Origin of the sequence: Chryseobacterium sp. X308, assembly GCF_020733145.1 — a bacterium.
Taxonomy (GTDB): domain Bacteria; phylum Bacteroidota; class Bacteroidia; order Flavobacteriales; family Weeksellaceae; genus Chryseobacterium; species Chryseobacterium cupriresistens.
In genome coordinates, this window is sequence record NZ_JAJFZH010000008.1 from 116,124 (window position 1) to 135,807 (window position 19,684).

General features: G+C 37.0%; 20 protein-coding genes and 1 riboswitch. Of the genes, 9 read left to right on the forward strand and 11 right to left on the reverse strand.

What is annotated here, in order from left to right; genetic code table 11:
* Positions 1-13 precede the first annotated feature (13 nt).
* From thiS to LIV57_RS11205, 5 genes are all read right to left on the reverse strand, one after another.
* Positions 14-220: a sulfur carrier protein ThiS gene (gene thiS, locus LIV57_RS11185; RefSeq protein WP_227942644.1), complete on the reverse strand. Its 207-nt coding sequence runs from the start codon at positions 218-220 to the stop codon at positions 14-16.
* 57 nt (positions 221-277) lie between these two features.
* A riboswitch (TPP riboswitch) is annotated at positions 278-374 on the reverse strand.
* A gap of 116 nt (positions 375-490) precedes the next feature.
* Positions 491-1,168 carry an RluA family pseudouridine synthase gene (locus tag LIV57_RS11190; protein WP_114821650.1) on the reverse strand — a complete coding sequence of 226 codons (678 nt, stop codon included), beginning with the start codon at positions 1,166-1,168 and terminating at the stop codon, positions 491-493.
* Between the two features lie 11 nt (positions 1,169-1,179).
* Positions 1,180-1,494: a hypothetical protein gene (locus LIV57_RS11195; RefSeq protein ID WP_047377337.1), complete on the reverse strand. Its 315-nt coding sequence runs from the start codon at positions 1,492-1,494 to the stop codon at positions 1,180-1,182.
* Between the two features lie 3 nt (positions 1,495-1,497).
* The gene (gene panB, locus LIV57_RS11200; protein ID WP_110009902.1) at positions 1,498-2,313 is read right to left on the reverse strand and encodes a 3-methyl-2-oxobutanoate hydroxymethyltransferase; all 816 of its coding nucleotides are present in this window, start codon (positions 2,311-2,313) and stop codon (positions 1,498-1,500) included.
* 61 nt (positions 2,314-2,374) lie between these two features.
* Positions 2,375-3,088 carry a Crp/Fnr family transcriptional regulator gene (locus LIV57_RS11205; RefSeq protein ID WP_047424695.1) on the reverse strand — a complete coding sequence of 238 codons (714 nt, stop codon included), beginning with the start codon at positions 3,086-3,088 and terminating at the stop codon, positions 2,375-2,377.
* Between the two features lie 88 nt (positions 3,089-3,176).
* Here LIV57_RS11205 and LIV57_RS11210 point away from each other — a divergent pair, with 88 nt between their 5' ends.
* From LIV57_RS11210 to LIV57_RS11250, 9 genes are all read left to right on the forward strand, one after another.
* Positions 3,177-5,555 (forward strand): heavy metal translocating P-type ATPase, encoded by a 2,379-nt coding sequence (locus LIV57_RS11210; protein WP_227942645.1) that lies wholly within the window; start codon positions 3,177-3,179, stop codon positions 5,553-5,555.
* A gap of 109 nt (positions 5,556-5,664) precedes the next feature.
* Positions 5,665-5,877: a cbb3-type cytochrome oxidase assembly protein CcoS gene (gene ccoS / locus LIV57_RS11215; protein ID WP_110009904.1), complete on the forward strand. Its 213-nt coding sequence runs from the start codon at positions 5,665-5,667 to the stop codon at positions 5,875-5,877.
* A 21-nt stretch (positions 5,878-5,898) separates the two neighbouring features.
* Positions 5,899-8,160, forward strand: a complete 2,262-nt coding sequence (gene ccoN / locus LIV57_RS11220) for a cytochrome-c oxidase, cbb3-type subunit I (protein WP_227942646.1) — start codon at positions 5,899-5,901, stop codon at positions 8,158-8,160.
* Between the two features lie 22 nt (positions 8,161-8,182).
* The gene (locus LIV57_RS11225; protein ID WP_002983870.1) at positions 8,183-8,383 is read left to right on the forward strand and encodes a cbb3-type cytochrome oxidase subunit 3; all 201 of its coding nucleotides are present in this window, start codon (positions 8,183-8,185) and stop codon (positions 8,381-8,383) included.
* A 10-nt stretch (positions 8,384-8,393) separates the two neighbouring features.
* Positions 8,394-9,275, forward strand: a complete 882-nt coding sequence (locus LIV57_RS11230) for a cbb3-type cytochrome c oxidase N-terminal domain-containing protein (RefSeq protein ID WP_062676011.1) — start codon at positions 8,394-8,396, stop codon at positions 9,273-9,275.
* 94 nt (positions 9,276-9,369) lie between these two features.
* Positions 9,370-10,824: a cytochrome c oxidase accessory protein CcoG gene (gene ccoG / locus LIV57_RS11235; protein ID WP_227942647.1), complete on the forward strand. Its 1,455-nt coding sequence runs from the start codon at positions 9,370-9,372 to the stop codon at positions 10,822-10,824.
* Between the two features lie 10 nt (positions 10,825-10,834).
* The gene (locus LIV57_RS11240) at positions 10,835-11,287 is read left to right on the forward strand and encodes a FixH family protein (RefSeq protein ID WP_227942648.1); all 453 of its coding nucleotides are present in this window, start codon (positions 10,835-10,837) and stop codon (positions 11,285-11,287) included.
* Positions 11,278-12,003, forward strand: a complete 726-nt coding sequence (locus LIV57_RS11245; RefSeq protein WP_227942649.1) for a sulfite exporter TauE/SafE family protein — start codon at positions 11,278-11,280, stop codon at positions 12,001-12,003. Before LIV57_RS11240 ends, LIV57_RS11245 begins: the two co-directional genes overlap by 10 nt.
* 18 nt (positions 12,004-12,021) lie before the next feature.
* The gene (locus LIV57_RS11250) at positions 12,022-12,759 is read left to right on the forward strand and encodes a hypothetical protein (RefSeq protein WP_227942650.1); all 738 of its coding nucleotides are present in this window, start codon (positions 12,022-12,024) and stop codon (positions 12,757-12,759) included.
* A 54-nt stretch (positions 12,760-12,813) separates the two neighbouring features.
* Here the strand turns inward: LIV57_RS11250 and serS are convergent, their stop codons facing one another.
* From serS to LIV57_RS11280, 6 genes are all read right to left on the reverse strand, one after another.
* The gene (gene serS / locus LIV57_RS11255) at positions 12,814-14,082 is read right to left on the reverse strand and encodes a serine--tRNA ligase (RefSeq protein ID WP_202839992.1); all 1,269 of its coding nucleotides are present in this window, start codon (positions 14,080-14,082) and stop codon (positions 12,814-12,816) included.
* Positions 14,083-14,147: 65 nt separating this feature from the next.
* Positions 14,148-14,666 carry a hypothetical protein gene (locus LIV57_RS11260; RefSeq protein ID WP_227942651.1) on the reverse strand — a complete coding sequence of 173 codons (519 nt, stop codon included), beginning with the start codon at positions 14,664-14,666 and terminating at the stop codon, positions 14,148-14,150.
* A gap of 38 nt (positions 14,667-14,704) precedes the next feature.
* The gene (gene asnB / locus LIV57_RS11265; RefSeq protein WP_227942652.1) at positions 14,705-16,603 is read right to left on the reverse strand and encodes an asparagine synthase (glutamine-hydrolyzing); all 1,899 of its coding nucleotides are present in this window, start codon (positions 16,601-16,603) and stop codon (positions 14,705-14,707) included.
* 66 nt (positions 16,604-16,669) lie between these two features.
* Positions 16,670-17,923, reverse strand: a complete 1,254-nt coding sequence (locus tag LIV57_RS11270; protein ID WP_227942653.1) for a polysaccharide biosynthesis C-terminal domain-containing protein — start codon at positions 17,921-17,923, stop codon at positions 16,670-16,672.
* Positions 17,924-17,928: 5 nt separating this feature from the next.
* Entirely contained in the window at positions 17,929-19,059 is a 1,131-nt protein-coding gene (locus LIV57_RS11275) for a glycosyltransferase (protein WP_227942654.1), read from the reverse strand.
* A gap of 98 nt (positions 19,060-19,157) precedes the next feature.
* Positions 19,158-19,646: a hypothetical protein gene (locus LIV57_RS11280; protein ID WP_034692627.1), complete on the reverse strand. Its 489-nt coding sequence runs from the start codon at positions 19,644-19,646 to the stop codon at positions 19,158-19,160.
* Between the last annotated feature and the right edge of the window lie 38 nt (positions 19,647-19,684).

The window sequence follows — 19,684 nt, forward strand, 5'->3', positions numbered from 1 at the left end:
TTAAATATGAGAATTAACCGCCCTGAGTGGCAGTAATGATTAAAACTGAATCGTTGTTATTGAGGATGGTTTCCGCCCAGACAGACAGGGGAATAATGCGATTGTTGACAGCTACAGCAATACCTTTCTTTTTTCCGGGCAGCTCAATAGCCAGTAATGCTTCCAGGTTGGCAGGAAGTACATCAAATGTTTTTCGGGTGTGGTTGATTATAAGTTCCATTCCTAATAAATTAAATATACTTTAGGAATGGCCATTATTGTACAATAGAATGTACAGCAAAAGTCATCTACTTTTCCCTACGCTGGTATGATCCAGATCAGGTTCAAAGGGTAAAGTCTCAGTCTGTTGGTAACAGACACCCCTAAAGTTTGAGACGAAGTTAGACATTTTTTTAGAATGGGCAAAATCTGAAATGATATTAAAGAAAAAGTCCGTCTCAAAATTGAGACGGACTTTTATGTTTTCCTTTGATTAACTAAAAATCTTTAGTTATTCCTCACATGCTCTCCAGATCGCATCATTCTGCGGAACAGGAGCTATGATTTCAATGTTTTCTTTGGTAACGGGATGAATAAACTCCAGTTTTCTTGCATGAAGATTGATTCCTCCATCAGGATTGGAACGCGGTGCTCCATATTTCAGATCACCCTTAATCGGAACTCCGGTCTTGGATAGCTGTGCTCTGATCTGATGATGCCTTCCGGTTTCAAGGTCAATTTCCAACAACAAATAATTGTCTAATGTTTTGATCACATGATAAGTAAGAATAGCTTCTTTCGCCCCTTCAGTAGCTTTCGGAAAGACAATAGCCTTATTATTTTTTTCGTTTTTCTTTAAATAATGCACCAGTCTCTGGCTTTGCGGGATCATTTCTTTTCCTACAACGGCCCAATATGTTTTTTTCACTTCGCGGTTTTTCACCATCTGCGTCAAACGGGAAAGCGCTTTGGATGTTTTTGCATAGATCACCAGCCCGGAAGTTGGGCGGTCTATACGATGAACCAAGCCGAGAAAAACATTTCCCGGCTTAGCATCTCTTATTTTTATAAAGTTCTTGATGGATTCTAATAGTGATTCATCGCCGGTCTTATCGCCCTGTACAAGCTGACCCACCTTTTTATTAATCACCAGAAGATGATTGTCTTCATATATAATCTGCTCCTTCATACCTCTTCAGTCTATCTTCTTCTGTTGGATAATGACAGGATAATCCCTGCCAGAAGGCCTACCGTTTTAACAGCTGAAAGTTTTGAGCCTTCCGGAATAAACGCTCCGAATACACAGATAGCCGCTGCAGCATACATGGCATAAACAAAATTCTTATTGGTAAGTAACGGAGCCTGAATAAAAAAGCTTGCTCCAATCAGAACATAAAATACTTTTCTTGAAAGCAAATGATTGATTTCCGGGGAAAATAAATTAAACCATCCCACAGCCAGACAAATCAAAGCTGCAATAGATAATATTCCCTGAATAGATTGTTGGTTCTGCATGGACTAATAGCTTTCGTTTTCGTTTGGAAACTCTACATTTTTCACATCTTTCACGTATTGAGAAACGGCTCCTGTAATTTCTGTGTAAAGGTCAAGATATCTTCTTAAGAATTTCGGGCTGAAACCTTTGTTCATTCCCACCATATCATGATACACCAAAACCTGTCCGTCGCAATCTGCACCGGCACCGATTCCGATGGTTGGAATAGAGATGCTTTCAGTTACTTTCTTAGCTAAATCAGCAGGAATTTTTTCCAACACAATAGAAAAACAGCCAAGTTCTTCCAGAAGCTGTGCATCAGCAATTAGTTTTTCAGCCTCTGCTTCTTCTTTAGCTCTTACTTTATACGTTCCAAATTTATAAATGGACTGTGGCGTTAATCCCAAATGTCCCATTACCGGAATTCCGGCATTGATAATTTTTTTGATTGATTTGGAGATTTCTTTCCCACCTTCAATTTTCACAGCATGCGCTCCACCTTCTTTCATCATTCTTACCGCAGATTCCAATGCTTTTTCAGGATTACTCTGATAAGTTCCGAAAGGTAAATCCGCTACCACCAAAGCTCTGTCGGTTCCTCTTACCACACTTTGCGCATGATAGATCATTTGATCCAGCGTAATAGGCAATGTGGTTTCAAAACCAGCCATTACATTCGCTGCAGAGTCTCCAATTAAAATAGCATCTACTCCACCAGCATCTACCATCTTGGCAGTGGTAAAATCATAGGCTGTAAGCATTGTTATTTTCTCCTTGTCGAATTTCATTTTACGCAAGGTTTCAGTCGTAACTTTTTTAATTTCAGAGTGAACAGACATAATTTATCTATTTTTAAAAGTTAAAAAGTCGGCTTTGAGCCGACTTAAGTTTTTGTATGATTTATAAAACTACGTGACCGAGTTTCATGAGTTTGTCGTGATTTAAGATCTTGATATTTCTTCCGTCCACTTCAATCAGACTATCCTGTTTGAATTCTGAGATCAGACGGATGGCACTTTCTGTAGCAGTACCGATAATATTGGCAATTTCTTCTCTCGTTAATGAGATTTTGATGAAACCCTCAGGATCTACGCCCAGTTTCTGTTCCAGAAGCAGCAGAATTTCTGCCAGTCTTTCTCTTACTGTTTTCTGTGCAAGGAAAGTAATGGTGTTGGAAGATTCTCCTAATTCATAAGAAATTTTCTGAAGCATTACGAAGGACAACTGTGGATCTACTTCCAGAAGATACATGAAAATATCTGCAGGTAAGAAAACACATTCAATATCTGTCATTGCTTCTGCTTTGGCCTGGAAATTTTCCCCGCAAAGCAAAGAACGATAGCCGATGATATCCCCTTCTTTGATAAATCTTAAAATCTGATCTTTCCCGAAAGCTCCTGATTTTGAAAGTTTGGCAGCACCTTTTTCCAGGACAAACACTCCTTTTGGAGTTTCCCCATCCTCGAAAATAGTTTCATGTTTCTGAAAACTCAGTTTCTTTTTGCCATTAATATATTTTTCAAAATCTGCGCTAGAAAGTCTTTCTTTAAATGATTTATCATTAAAAACTCTGGCGAACCTCTCTTCAATTGCTATCTGTTGTTCCTGCGGCATTTTATATGATATTTATCACAAAAATAGAACTTTTTAACACGATAAACAAAAAAAATTGTTATAATTTTGTAGTTCAATATTTTATGGGGTGAGCGAGAACTGTTTTCATTGTGGTCAAGGTATAGAAAAAGAGAGAATTTTATTTGATGAAAAGACTTTCTGTTGTAATGGATGTAAGTCCGTTTACGAAATTCTGAATTTAAATAATTTAAGCAATTTCTATGAGCTTAATAAAGGAGCAGGAATTCGTCCGAATGATGAAAATTCTACTCAGTTTGATTACCTGGACACACCGGAAATCTTTGAAAAAGTGACTGATTTTTCTGAAGGAAACACCAGCCTCGTTACTTTCAAAATCCCTGTAATACACTGTTCCTCATGCATCTGGCTGTTGGAAAGTCTGCATACCTTAAATAAACATATCAAATATTCTCAGGTTAACTTCACAAGGAAGACTTTGCAGATTTCATTCAACCATAATGATCTGAAATTGAGCGAACTCGCTAATTTCTTAACCAATCTGGGATACAAACCTGTTATCAGTCTTGAAACGGCTGAAAAAAACGTAGACCACCTTGATAAATCCTTGCTGGTAAAATTTGCTATTGCAGGTTTTGCCTTCGGAAACGGTATGTTTCTCGCCTTTCCCGAATACGTAGGAGGCGAAGATTATTGGATGGAACATTACAAGGGTCTTTTCAGAACATTGATGTTCTTATTAGCATGCCCCGTAGTATTCTATTCAGCATCAGACTATTACAAATCTGCATGGTACGGATTAAAAAATAAAATCGTCAACATAGATGTTCCTATTGTACTGGGAATTTTTGTTCTTTTCGGAAGAAGTATTTATGAAGTGGTAACGGATTACGGTCCGGGATATTTTGATACCCTTTGCGGCCTCCTTTTCTTCATGCTGATGGGGAAAATTTTTCAGAAAAGAACGTACAGTGCCCTTTCTTATGACCGGGACTACAAATCGTTCTACCCAATTGCCGTAACGAAAGTAGACTTTGAGGGAAAACAGGAAAACATCCTTCTTTCCGCAGTAAAAGTAGGAGACAGAATTTTAGTTAGAAATCAGGAAATCATTCCGGTAGATGCGATTCTTATTAACGGAGAAGGAAATATCGACAACAGCTTTATTACCGGAGAAAGTGAAAGCATCAGTAAACAGCCGGGCGATAAAATCTTTGCCGGAGGTAAGCAGATCGGGTCATCTCTGGAGCTGGAAGTTATTAAAGATGTAGACCAGAGTTACCTTACTCAGCTTTGGAATAAAGAAGCTTTCAAAAAACATGAAACCGGGCTGGATACATTGACAAACAGCATCAGTAAATATTTCACATTCATCATTTTAGGTATTGCTCTGGCTGCCGGAATCTATTGGGCATTTATTGATTTGGAGAAAATGTTTCAGGTTATTTCAGCTATTCTGATCATTGCATGTCCTTGTGCACTTGCACTGTCCGCACCGTTCACTTTCGGTCACATTATGAGGATTTTAGGCCGAAATAAGTTTTATGTAAAAGATACTTTAACGATTGAAAAAATCGCGAAACTTGATACGATTGTTTTTGACAAAACAGGAACCATTACACACAGAAAGAAATCAAACATCAAATACGAAGGATCTGAGATCAGCGAATTTGACTCTTTGAATATCAAAACTTTATTAAAAAATTCCAACCACCCGCTTTCAAAATCATTGTACGAATTCATAGAGGTGAACGATGAATATTTCCCTGTAGAGAAGTTTGTTGAAATTTCAGGAAAAGGATATGAAGCCAGCGTGAGAGGAAACCTTTATAAAATTGGTTCCGCCCGTTATAACAACCAGGAACCTAAAAATCTTGAAACAGCCGTTTATATCAGTAAAAATGGAGAATACCTGGGTAAATTCATCTTTAAAAACGAGTATCGTCCAAGACTGAAAGAACTTTTCACTAAACTTACCCACTACAAAATATTTATCCTGAGCGGAGACAACTCTTCAGAAGAAAACCAGCTTAAAGAGCTTATTCCGAATTACAAAGGAATGGCCTTTAATCAAAGCCCGGAAGACAAACTGAACTATATCAAATCCCTTCAGGATCAGCATTTAAAAGTGGCAATGCTTGGAGACGGGCTTAATGATGCAGGAGCCTTAAAACAAAGTAATGTAGGAATCGCCATTGCTGATGATACGAACAGTTTTACCCCATCTTCTGATGTCATTATGAACGGAGATAAAGTAGTTACTCTTGACAACTATCTGAATGTTTGCAAGGGTTCCATCAGGATTGTGAAAATGACATTTATAATCAGTTTTCTATACAATATTGTTGGTTTAAGTTACGCTGTTACAGGACATATGCATCCGCTCTTCGCAGCAATCATTATGCCAATCAGTTCGATCACAGTGGTTACCTTTACTACAGTTTCAACCTGGATTTTAGGTCGTAAATATTTCAAAAAACAGGCGTAAAAGCCCTTATTTAGACTGATTTTAAATTAGCTGAAATCGGCATTTCGTGATGAATGTCATTATTTTTCACTAAATTTGAACCCCGAAAATAGGTTAATTTTGTTGTCCAATGGATATTCTATATTTAATGATCCTCTGCAGTGTTTCTTTGGCTGCGATTTTCTTGGTCGTATTTATAGTGTATGCCCGAAAAGGACAGTTTGAAGATGATGAATCTCCGGCTGTCAGAATTCTTTTTGATGACGAAAAAGTCGAAGAAAAAGATGAAACCGGCAACAAAAATAAAGACGAAAAAGAAATAGGAGAAAATAATAAAAATTGAGAAAAATAGTGAATAGTTGATATGGAAACACAGAAGTTTAGTTATGACAATAGTATTGTCCGTGCGTTCCTTTATGCGACCTTAGTTTTCGGTCTCATTGGATTTACGTTCGGGCTTACGGCGGCATTAATGCTTTTCTACCCTGAATTACCTGAATTCTTTTTCGGGACAGATGACACAACCATTAAAAGTTTGGCATCGGGTAATATTGAAGGATTAATAAACACTCATGGTGCATTTGGTTTTGGTAGAATCAGAATGCTGCACACCAATACCGTAATCTTTGCATTCGTTTGTAACATCGTTTACACGGGTATTTATTACTCATTACAAAGATTATTAAAAACAAGAATGTACAGTGACACCTTGTCTTGGCTACATTTCTGGACCTGGCAGTTTATGATCGTTGCTACGTTCATTACCTTCTTTATGGGGATCAATACCTCTAAGGAATATGCTGAACACGAGTGGCCGATCGATATATTGATCGCATTCTCATGGATCATTTTTGGTATCAATATGTTCCTGACTATTTCAAAGAGAAGAGTGAGACACCTTTACGTAGCCATCTGGTTCTACATCGGTACCTGGATTGCAGTAGCAATGCTTCACATCTTCAACAACCTTGAAGTACCTTTATCTTTCACAGGCTGGAAATCTTATTCAGCATATGCAGGGGTAAAAGATGCTATTGTACAGTGGTGGTATGGACACAATGCGGTTGCATTCGTATTGACGACTCCGGTTCTTGGTTTAATGTATTACTTCCTTCCGAAGGCTGCAGACAGACCGGTATTCTCTTATAAATTGTCTATTATTCACTTCTGGTCATTAATTTTCGTATATATCTGGGCTGGTCCTCACCACCTTCAGTATACAGCTCTTCCGGCTTGGGCTCAGGCGGTAGGAACAGGTTTCTCTATCATGCTTATTGCACCATCCTGGGGAGGTATGTTAAATGGTCTTCTTACACTAAGAGGAGCATGGGATAAGGTAAGAGAAAATCCTATCCTTAAGTTCTTCGTAGTAGCTGTTACATGTTATGGTATGGCAACGTTTGAAGGGCCGCTTTTGGCAACTAAAAACATCAACAAAATTGGTCACTTTACAGACTGGGTTATCGGTCACGTACACTTAGGAGCTCTTGGATGGAATGGTTTCATGGCATTCGGGGTTATCTATTACCTGGTACCAATTATGTGGAGAACAAAACTTTGGTCTGTAAAATTAGCTAACTGGCATTTCTGGTTAGGTACTTTAGGAATTATCTTCTATGCAGTTCCAATGTATATTTCAGGATTTACACAAGGATTAATGTGGAAGCAATTCAACCCGGACGGAACATTATTATGGAAAAACTGGCTGGATACGGTAACTGCAATTATTCCTTACTTCAAAATGAGATTTGTAGGAGGTCTATTCTATATCTCAGGATCTATCCTTATGATTGTAAACGTAATTGCTACAGTAAGAAAAGGATCATTCCAGAAAGAAGTTCCTGCTGAAGCTCCTGCGTTGGCAAACATCAGTAAAAACAGAAAAGAAGGAGAAGGTACTCACCTTTGGCTGGAAAGAACTCCGGTATTATTAGGTATCCTGTCTTTCATCACGATATCTATCGGTAGTTCAATTGAAATTATCCCTACACTATCTCTTAAGAAAAGTGTACCTACGATTTCTGCCGTGAAGCCTTATTCACCGCTGGAACTTGAAGGTAGAGATATCTATATCCGTGAAGGATGTAACGCTTGTCACTCTCAGATGATCAGACCGTTCAGAGATGAGATTACAAGATTCAACGGTAAAAATGGACAATACTCCAAAGCTGGAGAATTCGTATACGACAGACCATTCCTATGGGGTTCTAAGAGAACAGGACCGGATTTACATAGAGAAGGTGGTAAAAACCCAAGTTCTTGGCACTACAAACACATGTATAATCCAAGATCTACTTCTGCTGGTTCTATCATGCCACGTTACCCTTGGTTAATTGCTACTGACTTAGACAGAACCAAGATGGTGGACAAAATGAAACTGATGAAGAATGTGTTTGATGTACCTTATACTAAGGCTGAAATCGATTCTGCAGACAAATGGGCTAACAACCAATCGGCAAAAATTGTGAAAGATATCTTCTCTGAAGCCAATGACCTTAAGCAGGCTTATGCTAAGAGACCTCAGGGAGAACTAGAGAAAAAAGAAATTGTAGCTCTTATTTCTTATCTTCAGAGATTAGGTACAGATATCAAGACAACTGAAATCAAAACAGCAAGTAATAACTAAAAAACATTAAAAAGTTCATACTATGATTCCTCAGAACTTTAAAGATATATTATCCAATACTGAAAATGCTGGCTTCTACCAGACACTGGCTCTGATTTTCTTTATGCTGTTCTTCATAGCTTTAGTAATCTATGTTTTTAGCAGACCTAAAAAATATTACAAAGAAGAAGAAGAGGCACCTCTTGGGGATGATGAAGATGACGATTTTAATTTAAAAAATTAAACTATTTTTTATGAAACAAAGAACACCTGTTGTTATAAACATCTTAATAATAATCGGACTTTTAATAGTTTTTTATTATTTATTTGTACAGAGCTACGCGTTCCTTTCTTCACCTTACTTCTGGGGAACTGTTGTGATCGCTGGTATCCTGGCTTACATTCATGGAGCTATCGGAGACCTTATCGAAAACAACAAATTCAAGAAATTATCTCCTGAAGAAAAGGCAGCTTATTTAGCTGAAAAGAAAGTTCCTTATTTCAAAAGATTGTACCAAAGTGCATTCAAAAAGCAATCTGCTTCTGAAGAAAAAGATATCCTTATCGACCACGGTTTCGACGGAATCATGGAGCTGGATAACCAATTACCGAAATGGTGGGTAGGTTTATTCTATTTTGGGACCGCTTTTTGTATTGTATATATTGCAGCTTACTCTTTCACAGACTTCGCTCACCCGTTAAGCGAATATGAAAAAGAATATAAAGAGCAGTTGGCAAGTATTGAAGAATATCAGAAATCTCAGCCTCCTGTAACCATTGAAACAGCTAAGTATTCAGCTGATAACATTGCAGAAGGTAAAGAATTATTCAAAACAAACTGTGCATCTTGTCACAAAGAAGACGGTAGTGGAGGTATCGGACCTAACCTTACTGATAACTACTGGATCAACCAGCCTGAGAAAACGTTATTCAAAAACGTATTCCATATGGACTGGAATGGTTCTCCTACTAACCCTGCCATGAGAGCATTCGGTAAAAACGGAGAAGTTTCAGGTGCAGAGATTGAAAAGATTGCAGCTTATGTATATCACATCAACCAGGAACAACCACCAGTGACTCCGGCTCAGGGAGGAGCAGCTCCTCAAGGAACTGAAGCGCATTGGGAAAAAGAATAATTTAAAAAATTAGAAACATATGAAAAAAACATAATTTGTTATTAGATTAAAATAGTAACGAATTATGTTTTTTCTTTTTTAAAACCTATTATATATGTCAGACATAGAAGATATAGAAGTACGCGGCGGACAGGGACAGGTTCTGGACCCTGAGACTTACAGAGATTCTATAGGGACAATGGAGCAATCCGGAAAAAGAAAATGGGTCTTTCCAAGAAAACCTAAAGGAAAGTACACCAACTATAGAAATATTGTAAGTTATTTACTATTAATTATTTATTTTACATTACCGTTCATCAAAATCAATGGTAACCCATTGCTGATGTTTAATGTAATAGACAGAGAGTTTTTCATTTTTGGACAGCCTTTCTATCCACAGGACTTTTTTATCCTTACTTTAGGTGCTATTGCCTCTTTGATCTTTATTATTGTTTTTACGATTGCGTTCGGAAGAATTTTCTGCGGGTGGATCTGCCCTCAGACAATTTTTATGGAATCGATATTCCGTAAAATCGAATACATGATTGAAGGAGACCGAAATAAGCAGATGAAGCTGGACAGACAGGAGTGGAACAGTGAGAAGATCTGGAAAAGAAGTTTGAAATGGACTATTTATGTCATCATTTCACTCATTATTACCCACTTTATGTTCATGTATATCGTAGGATATGAAGAAGTATTTAAGATTGTTGGGGAAGGGCCATTTGCACATCCTACCAATTTTATTGTAATGATTCTTCTTACCGCAGCATTTTACTTTGTATTTGCGTGGTTCAGAGAGCAGGTTTGTACATTGGTTTGTCCTTACGGAAGACTTCAGGGTGTATTGATCGATAAAGATACTATCAATGTTTTCTATGACTTCAAAAGAGGAGAAAACAGAGCAAAATGGAGAAAGGGCGAAGATCGTAAAGCTGCAGGAAAAGGTGATTGTATCGACTGCCACCAATGTGTTGTGGTATGTCCTACCGGAATTGACATCAGAGACGGACAACAGCTGGAATGTATCAACTGTACAGCATGTATTGATGCCTGCGATGAAGTAATGGAAAAAGTAGGCCTTCCGAAAGGATTGATCCGGTATGCATCTGAAAATGAAATTGAAAAAGAAACTCAGTTTAAGTTTACAGGAAGAATGAAAGGGTTCTCCATATTCCTGTTACTTCTTGTAGGGTTCTTAGGCTATCTCCTGTACAGCCGTGGTGAAATGGAAGCTAAATTCATAAAACCGGCAGGTAGTACATTCTTCGTAAGAGACGGTAAAATTACCAATACTTATAATTATACCTTCCTTAATAAAACGAACGATAAAAAGATTGTTACCATTAAAGTGATTGATCCGGCACATGGTGAAATTACTTACAGTGCATCAAGCAAGATTCAGGTAGACAGAGATAAAATTTCCAAGGGAACCATCAATATCAGCTTCCCTGAAAATGATATGAAACTCTCTAAACAGAATATAACAATCGGTGTTTACGATATGAAAGGTAAGCTGATTGATTCATACCAGACTTATTTTGAAGGACCTTTTAAACTGCAATTTTAATTAGAAAAGAATGAAGAACTTTAGTTGGGGACACGGTGTTGTAATTGCATTATTAGCATTTATAGTTTTTATATTATCCATGATGTTTCTTTTCCCGAACGGACAGAAGAATTCTGAAATGGTAACCGATAATTATTACGAAGAAGAATTGAAGTATCAGGATGTGATTGACGCTAAGAAAAAAGCAGATGACCTGCAGGAAAAACCTGTATACAGCCAGGATACCAAGGGCATTACAATCACTTTTCCAAAAGAATATAATAATTCTAATACTACGGTAAAATTTGTTTTAAACAGAACCGACGACCAGAATTTAGATATCAAAAAATCTGTACAGCTTGATGCCAGCCAGTCTTTCACCATTCCTGCACAGGTATTGAAAGTAGGAAACTATACGTTAAGATTAAGCTGGACAAAAGATAAAACAGACTACCGAATGGATTATGATGTGATATGGAAATAGGACTTATTGTATCGGCTATTGCTTTAGGCTTTGCTTCCGGTTTTCACTGTATCGGAATGTGCGGACCTATTGCTTTATCGATGGGATTAACCAAAAAACAGGCTGCCAATTTCTATCTTCAAAACCTTACCTACCAATTCGGAAGAATTTTCACCTACTCATTATTAGGTGCTCTTCTGGGGATTATCGGGCAGGGATTTGAAATGGCAGGCTTCCAGAAATATCTTACCATTACTGCCGGGGTTCTTCTGATCATTATGGCTGTATTTTCTTTTGGTGGAAAAGATTTTGCTTCAAAAATTCCTTTTCTGTCCAAATTTCTGTACAGCGTAAAAATGAATCTGGGAAAACTTCTGCAGAAAGCAGATTACCGTTCAAGATTCTCTACAGGGCTTCTTAATGGTTTTTTACCGTGCGGAATGGTTTACATGGCACTTACCGCCAGCCTCGCAGGAGGAGGAATATGGCAGGGAGCTTTATATATGGCTTTATTTGGATTGGGAACCCTTCCGTTCATGTTTGCCATTGTTCTGGCTGGAAATCTCATGAATCAGGCCTTCAGAGTAAAAGTTTTAAAAGCAGTTCCGGTGATTATGATTATTTTGGGAGGATTATTCATTCTGAGAGGTCTTGAACTGGGAATTCCATATGTTTCTCCGAAAGCAGAAGCCATGACGATTATGAAAGATCCGAACGGAGCAGTTAACTGCCATTAATTTGTATTTAAATCTACCATGAAGAAAACCATCATCTTATTTCTGATAAGTCTTTTTACATTACAATCCTGCAGTGTGAATTCTGAAATTGTATATCATAAGGATGCCGCTTCTACTTCTGTTACCGATATCGATACAAAAGAATTTATGTCGGAAATGATGGCAATGACACCGGATTCCTTAAAGCAGAAAGAATTCGGAGAAATGGATAAGCTTCCGACTGCCTGGACAAGTATGTATGACCTTGCCAAACAGGAAGGAAAATTGAAAACCGAAAATCCGGATTCGATTCGGATTATGAAAAAGGTCTTCATGAAATCAACAAAGGAAGATCAGAAGCTGGCTGGATTTTCTTTCAAAATGGAGCATTTTACTGCGGAAGATTATCAGGCTCTGAAAAACTTCACGAAAACTGAAAAAATTCCTCTGGATCAAAATATTTACAATAATTGGGACGGAAAGACTTTAACGATTAATACAGATAATTTTAATCTTAAAAGTATTGAAGAAGCTATCAAAACCAAAAGCTCAAAGGAAGAAGCTGAGAAAGTAGCAGGTATGATGGTCATGTTTTTCAAAAATATAGGAACTACATTAAAGTTTGAAAATAAAATAAAGTCAATTTCAGGAAAGCATGACTGGGTGAAGCAGATTGATGATCATTCCATAAGAATAGAATATGATCTGAAAGCTATTTATGATAATGATGCAAAACTCAAAAACGCTGATAAAAAGATTATCATCGTTACTGAATAAAACAAAGACCACCGGATTATGGTGGTCTTTTATTGTTACTAAAAATAGATTAATTTAGTTGATCACATCAAACCTTGCATATTCCGCAACCTTCTTAGGAAGCTTGATTCCTTCCGGTGTCTGGTTATTCTCCAGCAATGCAGCCATAATTCTTGGTAATGCCATTGCAGATCCGTTCAGAGTATGAACCAGCTGAGATTTACCATCTCCTTTGTAACGGCATTTCAATCTGTTGGCCTGGAATGTTTCAAAGTTAGACACTGAGCTTACTTCCAGCCACATTTCCTGAGCGGCACTCCAAACTTCAAAGTCATAAGTCATGGCAGATGCAAAACCTGTATCACCACCGCAAAGCCTTAAAACTCTGAACGGAAGTTCAAGATCTGTAAGAATTTCTTTGATGTGTTCTACCATTTCTTCCAGCACAGCATAAGAATTTTCTGGTTTCTCAATTCTTACAATCTCTACTTTTTCAAACTGGTGAAGACGGTTCAGACCTCTTACATGAGCTCCGTAGCTTCCCGCTTCTCTTCTGTAGCACTGAGAGAATGCCGTATTTTTAATTGGAAGATCTTTTTCATCCAGTAATACATCACGGTAAAGGTTTGTTACAGGAACTTCTGCGGTAGGGATCAAATATAATTTATCTTCATTAATATAGTACATCTGTCCTTCTTTATCCGGCAGCTGTCCGGTTCCAAAACCGGATGCCTCATTCACAACGTGAGGAGGGTTCACTTCTGTATATCCTTTTTCCACATTTTTATCTAAGAAATACTGAACCAAAGCTCTCTGTAATCTTGCTCCTTTACCTAAATAAACAGGAAAACCGGCTCCGGCAATTTTTACTCCTAATTCAAAGTCGATAAGGTTGTATTTTTTTGCCAGTTCCCAGTGAGGGATTGCTCCTTCACCAAGACCTTCTACCGGATGAGACTGGAAAATGATTTCGTTATCATCCGCAGAAGCACCACTCTTTACCAATTCATTTGGAATGTTGGGAAGCTGATACAGAATATTCAGTAAGTCGTTTTCTTTACCTTCTAACTGGGATTTCAATTCTGAGCTCGACTCTTTGTATTGTGCTGTTTTAGACTTTGCAGATTCCGCTTCTTCTTTTTTTCCTTCTTTCATCAAAAGACCAATTTCTTTCGAAATTTTGTTGATTTCGGAAAGCTGGGAATCTAGTTCAAACTGGATTCTTTTTCTTTCGTCATCGGCAGCGATAGCCTCGTCTACCAACTCAAGATTTTTGAATTGTCTTTTCTTAAGACCTTCTAAAACGCGTTCTTTGTTGTCGCGCAAAAAATTGACTTGTAACATTTTATTTAGATGTTAAATATTAGATATTAGCTTATAATCAGCTAACTGTTGTACAAATTTAAAAATTATTTTGTGATCGTGACGGTATTTATCGAAGTTGGTGCATTGGCCTCTTTTGAAAATACCGGAACTCTGTTATACAAAACTTTTGAAACCTGAAATACCGTTGGGGTATTGCGATACTGAATTTCCAAAGTATCAATCACATTATCGCTTGCATTTGTGCTTTTTGTATACGTAATCTTCATTCGGGAATAATAGGAGGTTCCTGTTCCGGGATTATCAGGGCTGATGGAATCCAGTCTCCTTCTTTTAGCTCCTGCCAGATATTCCATATAAAACAATGAATCTGTAGTCATTTTCAATGAAATATTTATCGGAGCAATATCTTTAGTCCCAAAAATATCATTCACAGAATACCCTGTAAAAGATCCTGTTTTCTTACTGTTCAGCAAATCCTGACCAGCACTGTTCCTGACATAGATATTCATTAACTGATCTATTCTCTGCAAAGAATCATCATCACTTTTACAACTGATCAGTGCAAAAACCGCTACAAGTATACACCAAAAATATTTCATCATAAATACAAAGGTAAAATATTAATCTTTAGGCTCCTTCTTTATTTTTCAAAATATTTCTGATACCACAACTCAAAAGTAACCAGCTGCCAGATTTTTACCCAGTCATACTCATGTTCCTGGTGATTCCACCAATCATCAATCACCGCAGCATTAAAGAAGTTTCTCTTTTTTAAACTTTCAAGATTTTCAGTAATAAAATCTCTTACTCTTTTTTCGTTTTTAATGAAATAATTAACAGGAAATGAAAATCCTTTTTTAGGCATATTCAGAACTTCCTGAGGAAGATATTTCTCTGCTGTTTTACGTAGTAAAGGTTTATTCTCAGTTCCATTAAATCTGATGCTTCCAGGAAGTGCTGCTACATAATCTATTAAACTGTTGCTTAAATAGGGATAACGAAACTCTACACTGTATTTCATGGCACTCAGATCGTCGCGGAAAACATGGTGGGAGGACAGTGAATATTTCATATCATATTCAAAATACCCCACATAGTTTTTTGCTTCTGAAAGGTGGTATTTTGAAAGATGTAAATCTATTTTACTATAAATATCCGGGTTTATAAGGCTTTTAATTTCCAGCGGCCTCATACTGATCTGGCTCTGTCTGAAAAAATCAAACATATCATCCTGGGAAAAGTAGTTTTTTACCCGCTGTGAAAACTTGTCTTTTGTAAAAATAAAAGGATTTACAAAATTGAAATTCCTCATCAGAAGCCATCTGTTGAGTTTTAGGGTATGAGAATAACCGGCAAAAAGTTCATCAGCGCCATTTCCGCTTAATACGACTTTAAAATTCTGAGCATGTGCATATTTTGCAGCATTGATTAAGACTTCAAAACTGCTGTAAGGTTCTTCAAAGTGCTGGATATTTTCTTTAAGGTCTTCCAGTGCTTCTTCGTCACTCACTTCTTTCACCGCATGCGAAACGCCAAAATGTTTAGCTGCTATAGATGCATTTTTCACCTCTTCTTCAGAAAACGGATAAGATATGGTGTATGTATTAAGATTGGTATTAAAAGATTTTGATTTTGAAGCAATTAAAGTAGAATCAATTCCTCCGCTCATCATTACTGCTACAGGAACATCTGCATATAACTGTTCTGAAATACTTTCAGAAAGCAGTTCATCTATTGTTCTCACAGCTTCTTCCTCAGAAATATTTTTTTGAGACGACGAAGGCAGCTCCCAGAATTTTTCTTTGGTGATGTTCTGATTGTTCAAATCAACAGTCATGATGGAAGCTGGTTCAAGGGATAAAATATTTTGAAAACAGGTTTGCGGAGCCAATGTTGTCTGAAAAAGAAAATTGGTATACACTCCGTCCCAGTTGATTTCAGGATCTACCAGCTTATTCTTCAGCAATGATTTTATTTCTGATGCCCAAACCAACCCCCGTTCGCTCTGATGGTAAAAAAGCGGTTTCATTCCTACCCTGTCTCTTGCCAGGATAAGTTTTTGCAAGATAAGATCAACAATACAGATGGCAAACATGCCATCTAATTTTGCGAAGGCAAAATTTCCCCATTCCTGATAAGCTGTGAGAATAACTTCAGTATCAGAACTGCTGTGAAAAGAATGTCCCAAAGACTCAAGTTCTGTTCTTAATTTTTTAAAATTATAAATCTCTCCGTTAAAGGTAATAATGATCTGTTGATTTTCTGAGAGCATAGGCTGATGGCCTTTTTCAGACAGATCAATAATGGATAATCTGCGGAAACCTAAAGCAATAACTGAGTTTTCCTGTTTTAAAACCGGAAACTGTTCTTTGATTTTTTGCGTAGAATCATTCCCTGAAAAAGAAATTCCTTCGTTGGCATTATAAAGCCAGAATCCTTCATCATCCGGCCCGCGGTGTCTGATCTCCTGATTCATTTCCAGAATATTTGTAGAGGAAATACTTTTATGAAATGAATAGTAGCCGCTGATTCCGCACATAATAAAGAGGTAATAGTTTTGTAAAAATAGGAAAATGACTTTATTTTATGGGTGTGCCGGCAGTAATTATTTCTTTAAAAATTTCTTTTTTAAAAGCTGTATTTCCCGTTTTGAAACCATATAGTCTTTCAAAATAAACGGAGTAGAACTATAAAATTTCCTGAACAACAGGAAAGCTGAAACAAAATAGGACGATGTAGTAGCAACACAAGCGCCTATAATTCCCCATTTTGGTATTGCAAATAAAGAAAATCCGACTGTAACGATCAATCCTACAATAGATTTTATATTGAGAATTTTTAAATCTCTCATTCCCGAAAAGTAATGCCCAACCATATCACTGACAGCAATGGCAAAAATTCCAGGAGATAAAAGCAGCATTATTTCCTTGGTATCTTTGAATTCTTTTCCGAAAATCAACTCGTAAACCTGAGAGGGTATGATCATGATCCCCAGTACAAAACCTATCATCAGAAAAAAAGTCAGTTTTAAAGATTCTTTGGTTTTCCCTATAGATTCTTCCCTGCTTTTACTATTGACTACATCTGAGTATAAAATCACAGCAATACTGCGGGTAATGGTCCATATCGCTTCTGAAAAAGTAACCCCAATGGAAAATATCCCTACACTCGCTAAACCTTCAAAATATTCTAAAAAATAAAATGAAAGCCTGTAATTCAAGAACTGAACAAAAGCACTCAGCTGGGTCTTCCACCCATATTCAAACATATTCCTGCCTACCTCTTTACAGAATGATATCTGGGATATATTGCATTTTTTAATGATCTGGAAAAAGCTGGTAAGAAAAAGAAGTGCAAGACATATAATCTGGGCGAGAAAGTATACGGAAACATCTTTCTTTCCGAACAGATAAACCAATATTCCAATAAATACAATATGTACAAGCTGCTGCAAAACAGTATACATATTGAACCTTTTAATATCCTGTGTTCCAATAAACAAGCTGATATTAGTAGACAAAAGTGAAGAAAAAACGGAAATTCCGATAAGGTACAGCAGATATTCCCCCTGAATAGAAGCAATACTGAATAAAAACGGGATTAAAAGACCTGTCAGGAGAGACCACAGATAGGCATACAATAATACCTTTTCTATTTTAAACCTTGATGCAAAATATGAAGCACTGCTTCCGGAAAAGATATTGCTGAAAAAACTTACTGCTGCTGCATTGGCCACCACAATAGAAATGGTTCCCTTTCCCTCACTTCCCCACATATTCGTAGAATAGATCACCAGTCCGAAACTGAGGATCAGAATAAGAAAACGTGAGACAAAGGTTTTAATGATAGTAAGCTGCATGGTGGTTATTGATCCATAGATTTTTTTACAAAATCAACGAAGTTATCTTTTATAAGTTCCCAGTTATAATTTTCCGTAAATTCTTTTCGTGCATTGAGAGTATGGGATCGATACAGCTCCGGATTCCTGATATAATTGACGATAATATCCGATATTGCTTCAGCATGATGAGGATCAACAAGGCTTCCAAACGAAAGCTCTCCCATATGCTCCCTTATCCCTTTCAAATCTGAATAAATCACAGGTTTTCCTGCTCCCATAAAATAAAACAGTTTTATCGGCAGCGAATGATTGTTTTCAAAATTAATTTCCCGAAGATCAAAACAAAGGTCAGCCTCTGCAAATGCTTCTGTAAATGTTTCAAAACTTGTTGGTTTTCTGATCTCAATATCATCAAAAGAATAGCTCTTCAATAATGATGAAAAGTAGAATTCATCACTTTCCTGTACCGAACCAATAATCAGAATCCTGATATGGAGTGCAGGAACTTTTTGACGGAGAAGGTCTACGGCTTTAAAGAAATTTTCAATTCCCTTATCTTTGGAAATCTGACCCGTGTAACATAACGTGATGCTTCCCGGAGTGAGTTCTTTTATACTTTCATTAATATAAACAGAAGCCGGATAATAAGGCAGAATCATTTGTTTTTTAAATCCAAAAAAATAGGCCAAAGGGAATTTTTTGGTGGTTTCTCCAAAAATAAAATGCGTACTTAAAAACCCTGCATACAGCTGAATAAGAGTAAACTTTATGCCCTGAAAAATTTTAACAGGAAAGCGATAATTTTGAAGCATTGACATGGAAGGATACCATTCTGTAACGTCATAGATACAGCTTATCCTGTGTTCTTTTACAAACTTCTTTACTGCCACAACAGCCAATGGTTCAGAGCAAATGATACAATCCGGATGAAAAGTATCACAAACTTTACTGAAAGTTTCCATTTTTGTTTCTATACTTTCTTCAAGAACGGCAAAAGATTCTATTTGTATCCCATCGATAAAACCTTTATAGCCTGCGTATAAACTGCATATTTTTACTTCATACCCATTATCTCTAAGAGCTTTCGCCTGATGATAAAAAATGCGGTCATCATTATAGCTGTGGGAAGTCGTTAAAAAAAGTACTTTAGGCATTAGTCACTGCTCGAATCTGTACAAATATACATTAAAACAAAAAAGTGGAAATATATTTTCCACTTTTTGATTATTCTTTTGTATCAGCTTAACAGCGATTATTTTATAGAGGCCGCCCAGCTCTTTTCCAAAGGAAGAAGGAAGTGGCTTAAAAAGTCCAGATACGTATTTTTAGAGAAGTCAAAAACCTGGATATCTTCTGCAAGTTCTCCGTTTCTCAACTTTGTTTTAAAATCAATTAATTTTAAAGTTTTTACTTCACCGTTCTCCACAAAACTTGCTTTCATCCTGTCGAAAAGGCCTAGCTGATATTCTTCGTCAATTTCTCTCATTACCTTTCCTAATGCATCAATGCTGCATCCTGAAGCCATTTCTTTTTCTTCATCCACACATACGATGATAAACTGATTCTTTTCAATTTTAAAAGAAGAAGAAAGCGGTTTTCCATGAGCGGCCCATGTTGCAAGGAAATCAAATAGTTTCTCGGTAATGGCCTTTGCTTCTTTTGTTTCAAATGGTCTTGAAGCCGGGTATATAATGACTCTGTAGTCGTTGGTTTCTACAATATTAGATTCTTCGATTTTCATAATGTAAATATTTATTTTTCAAGATATTAAACAGTCAA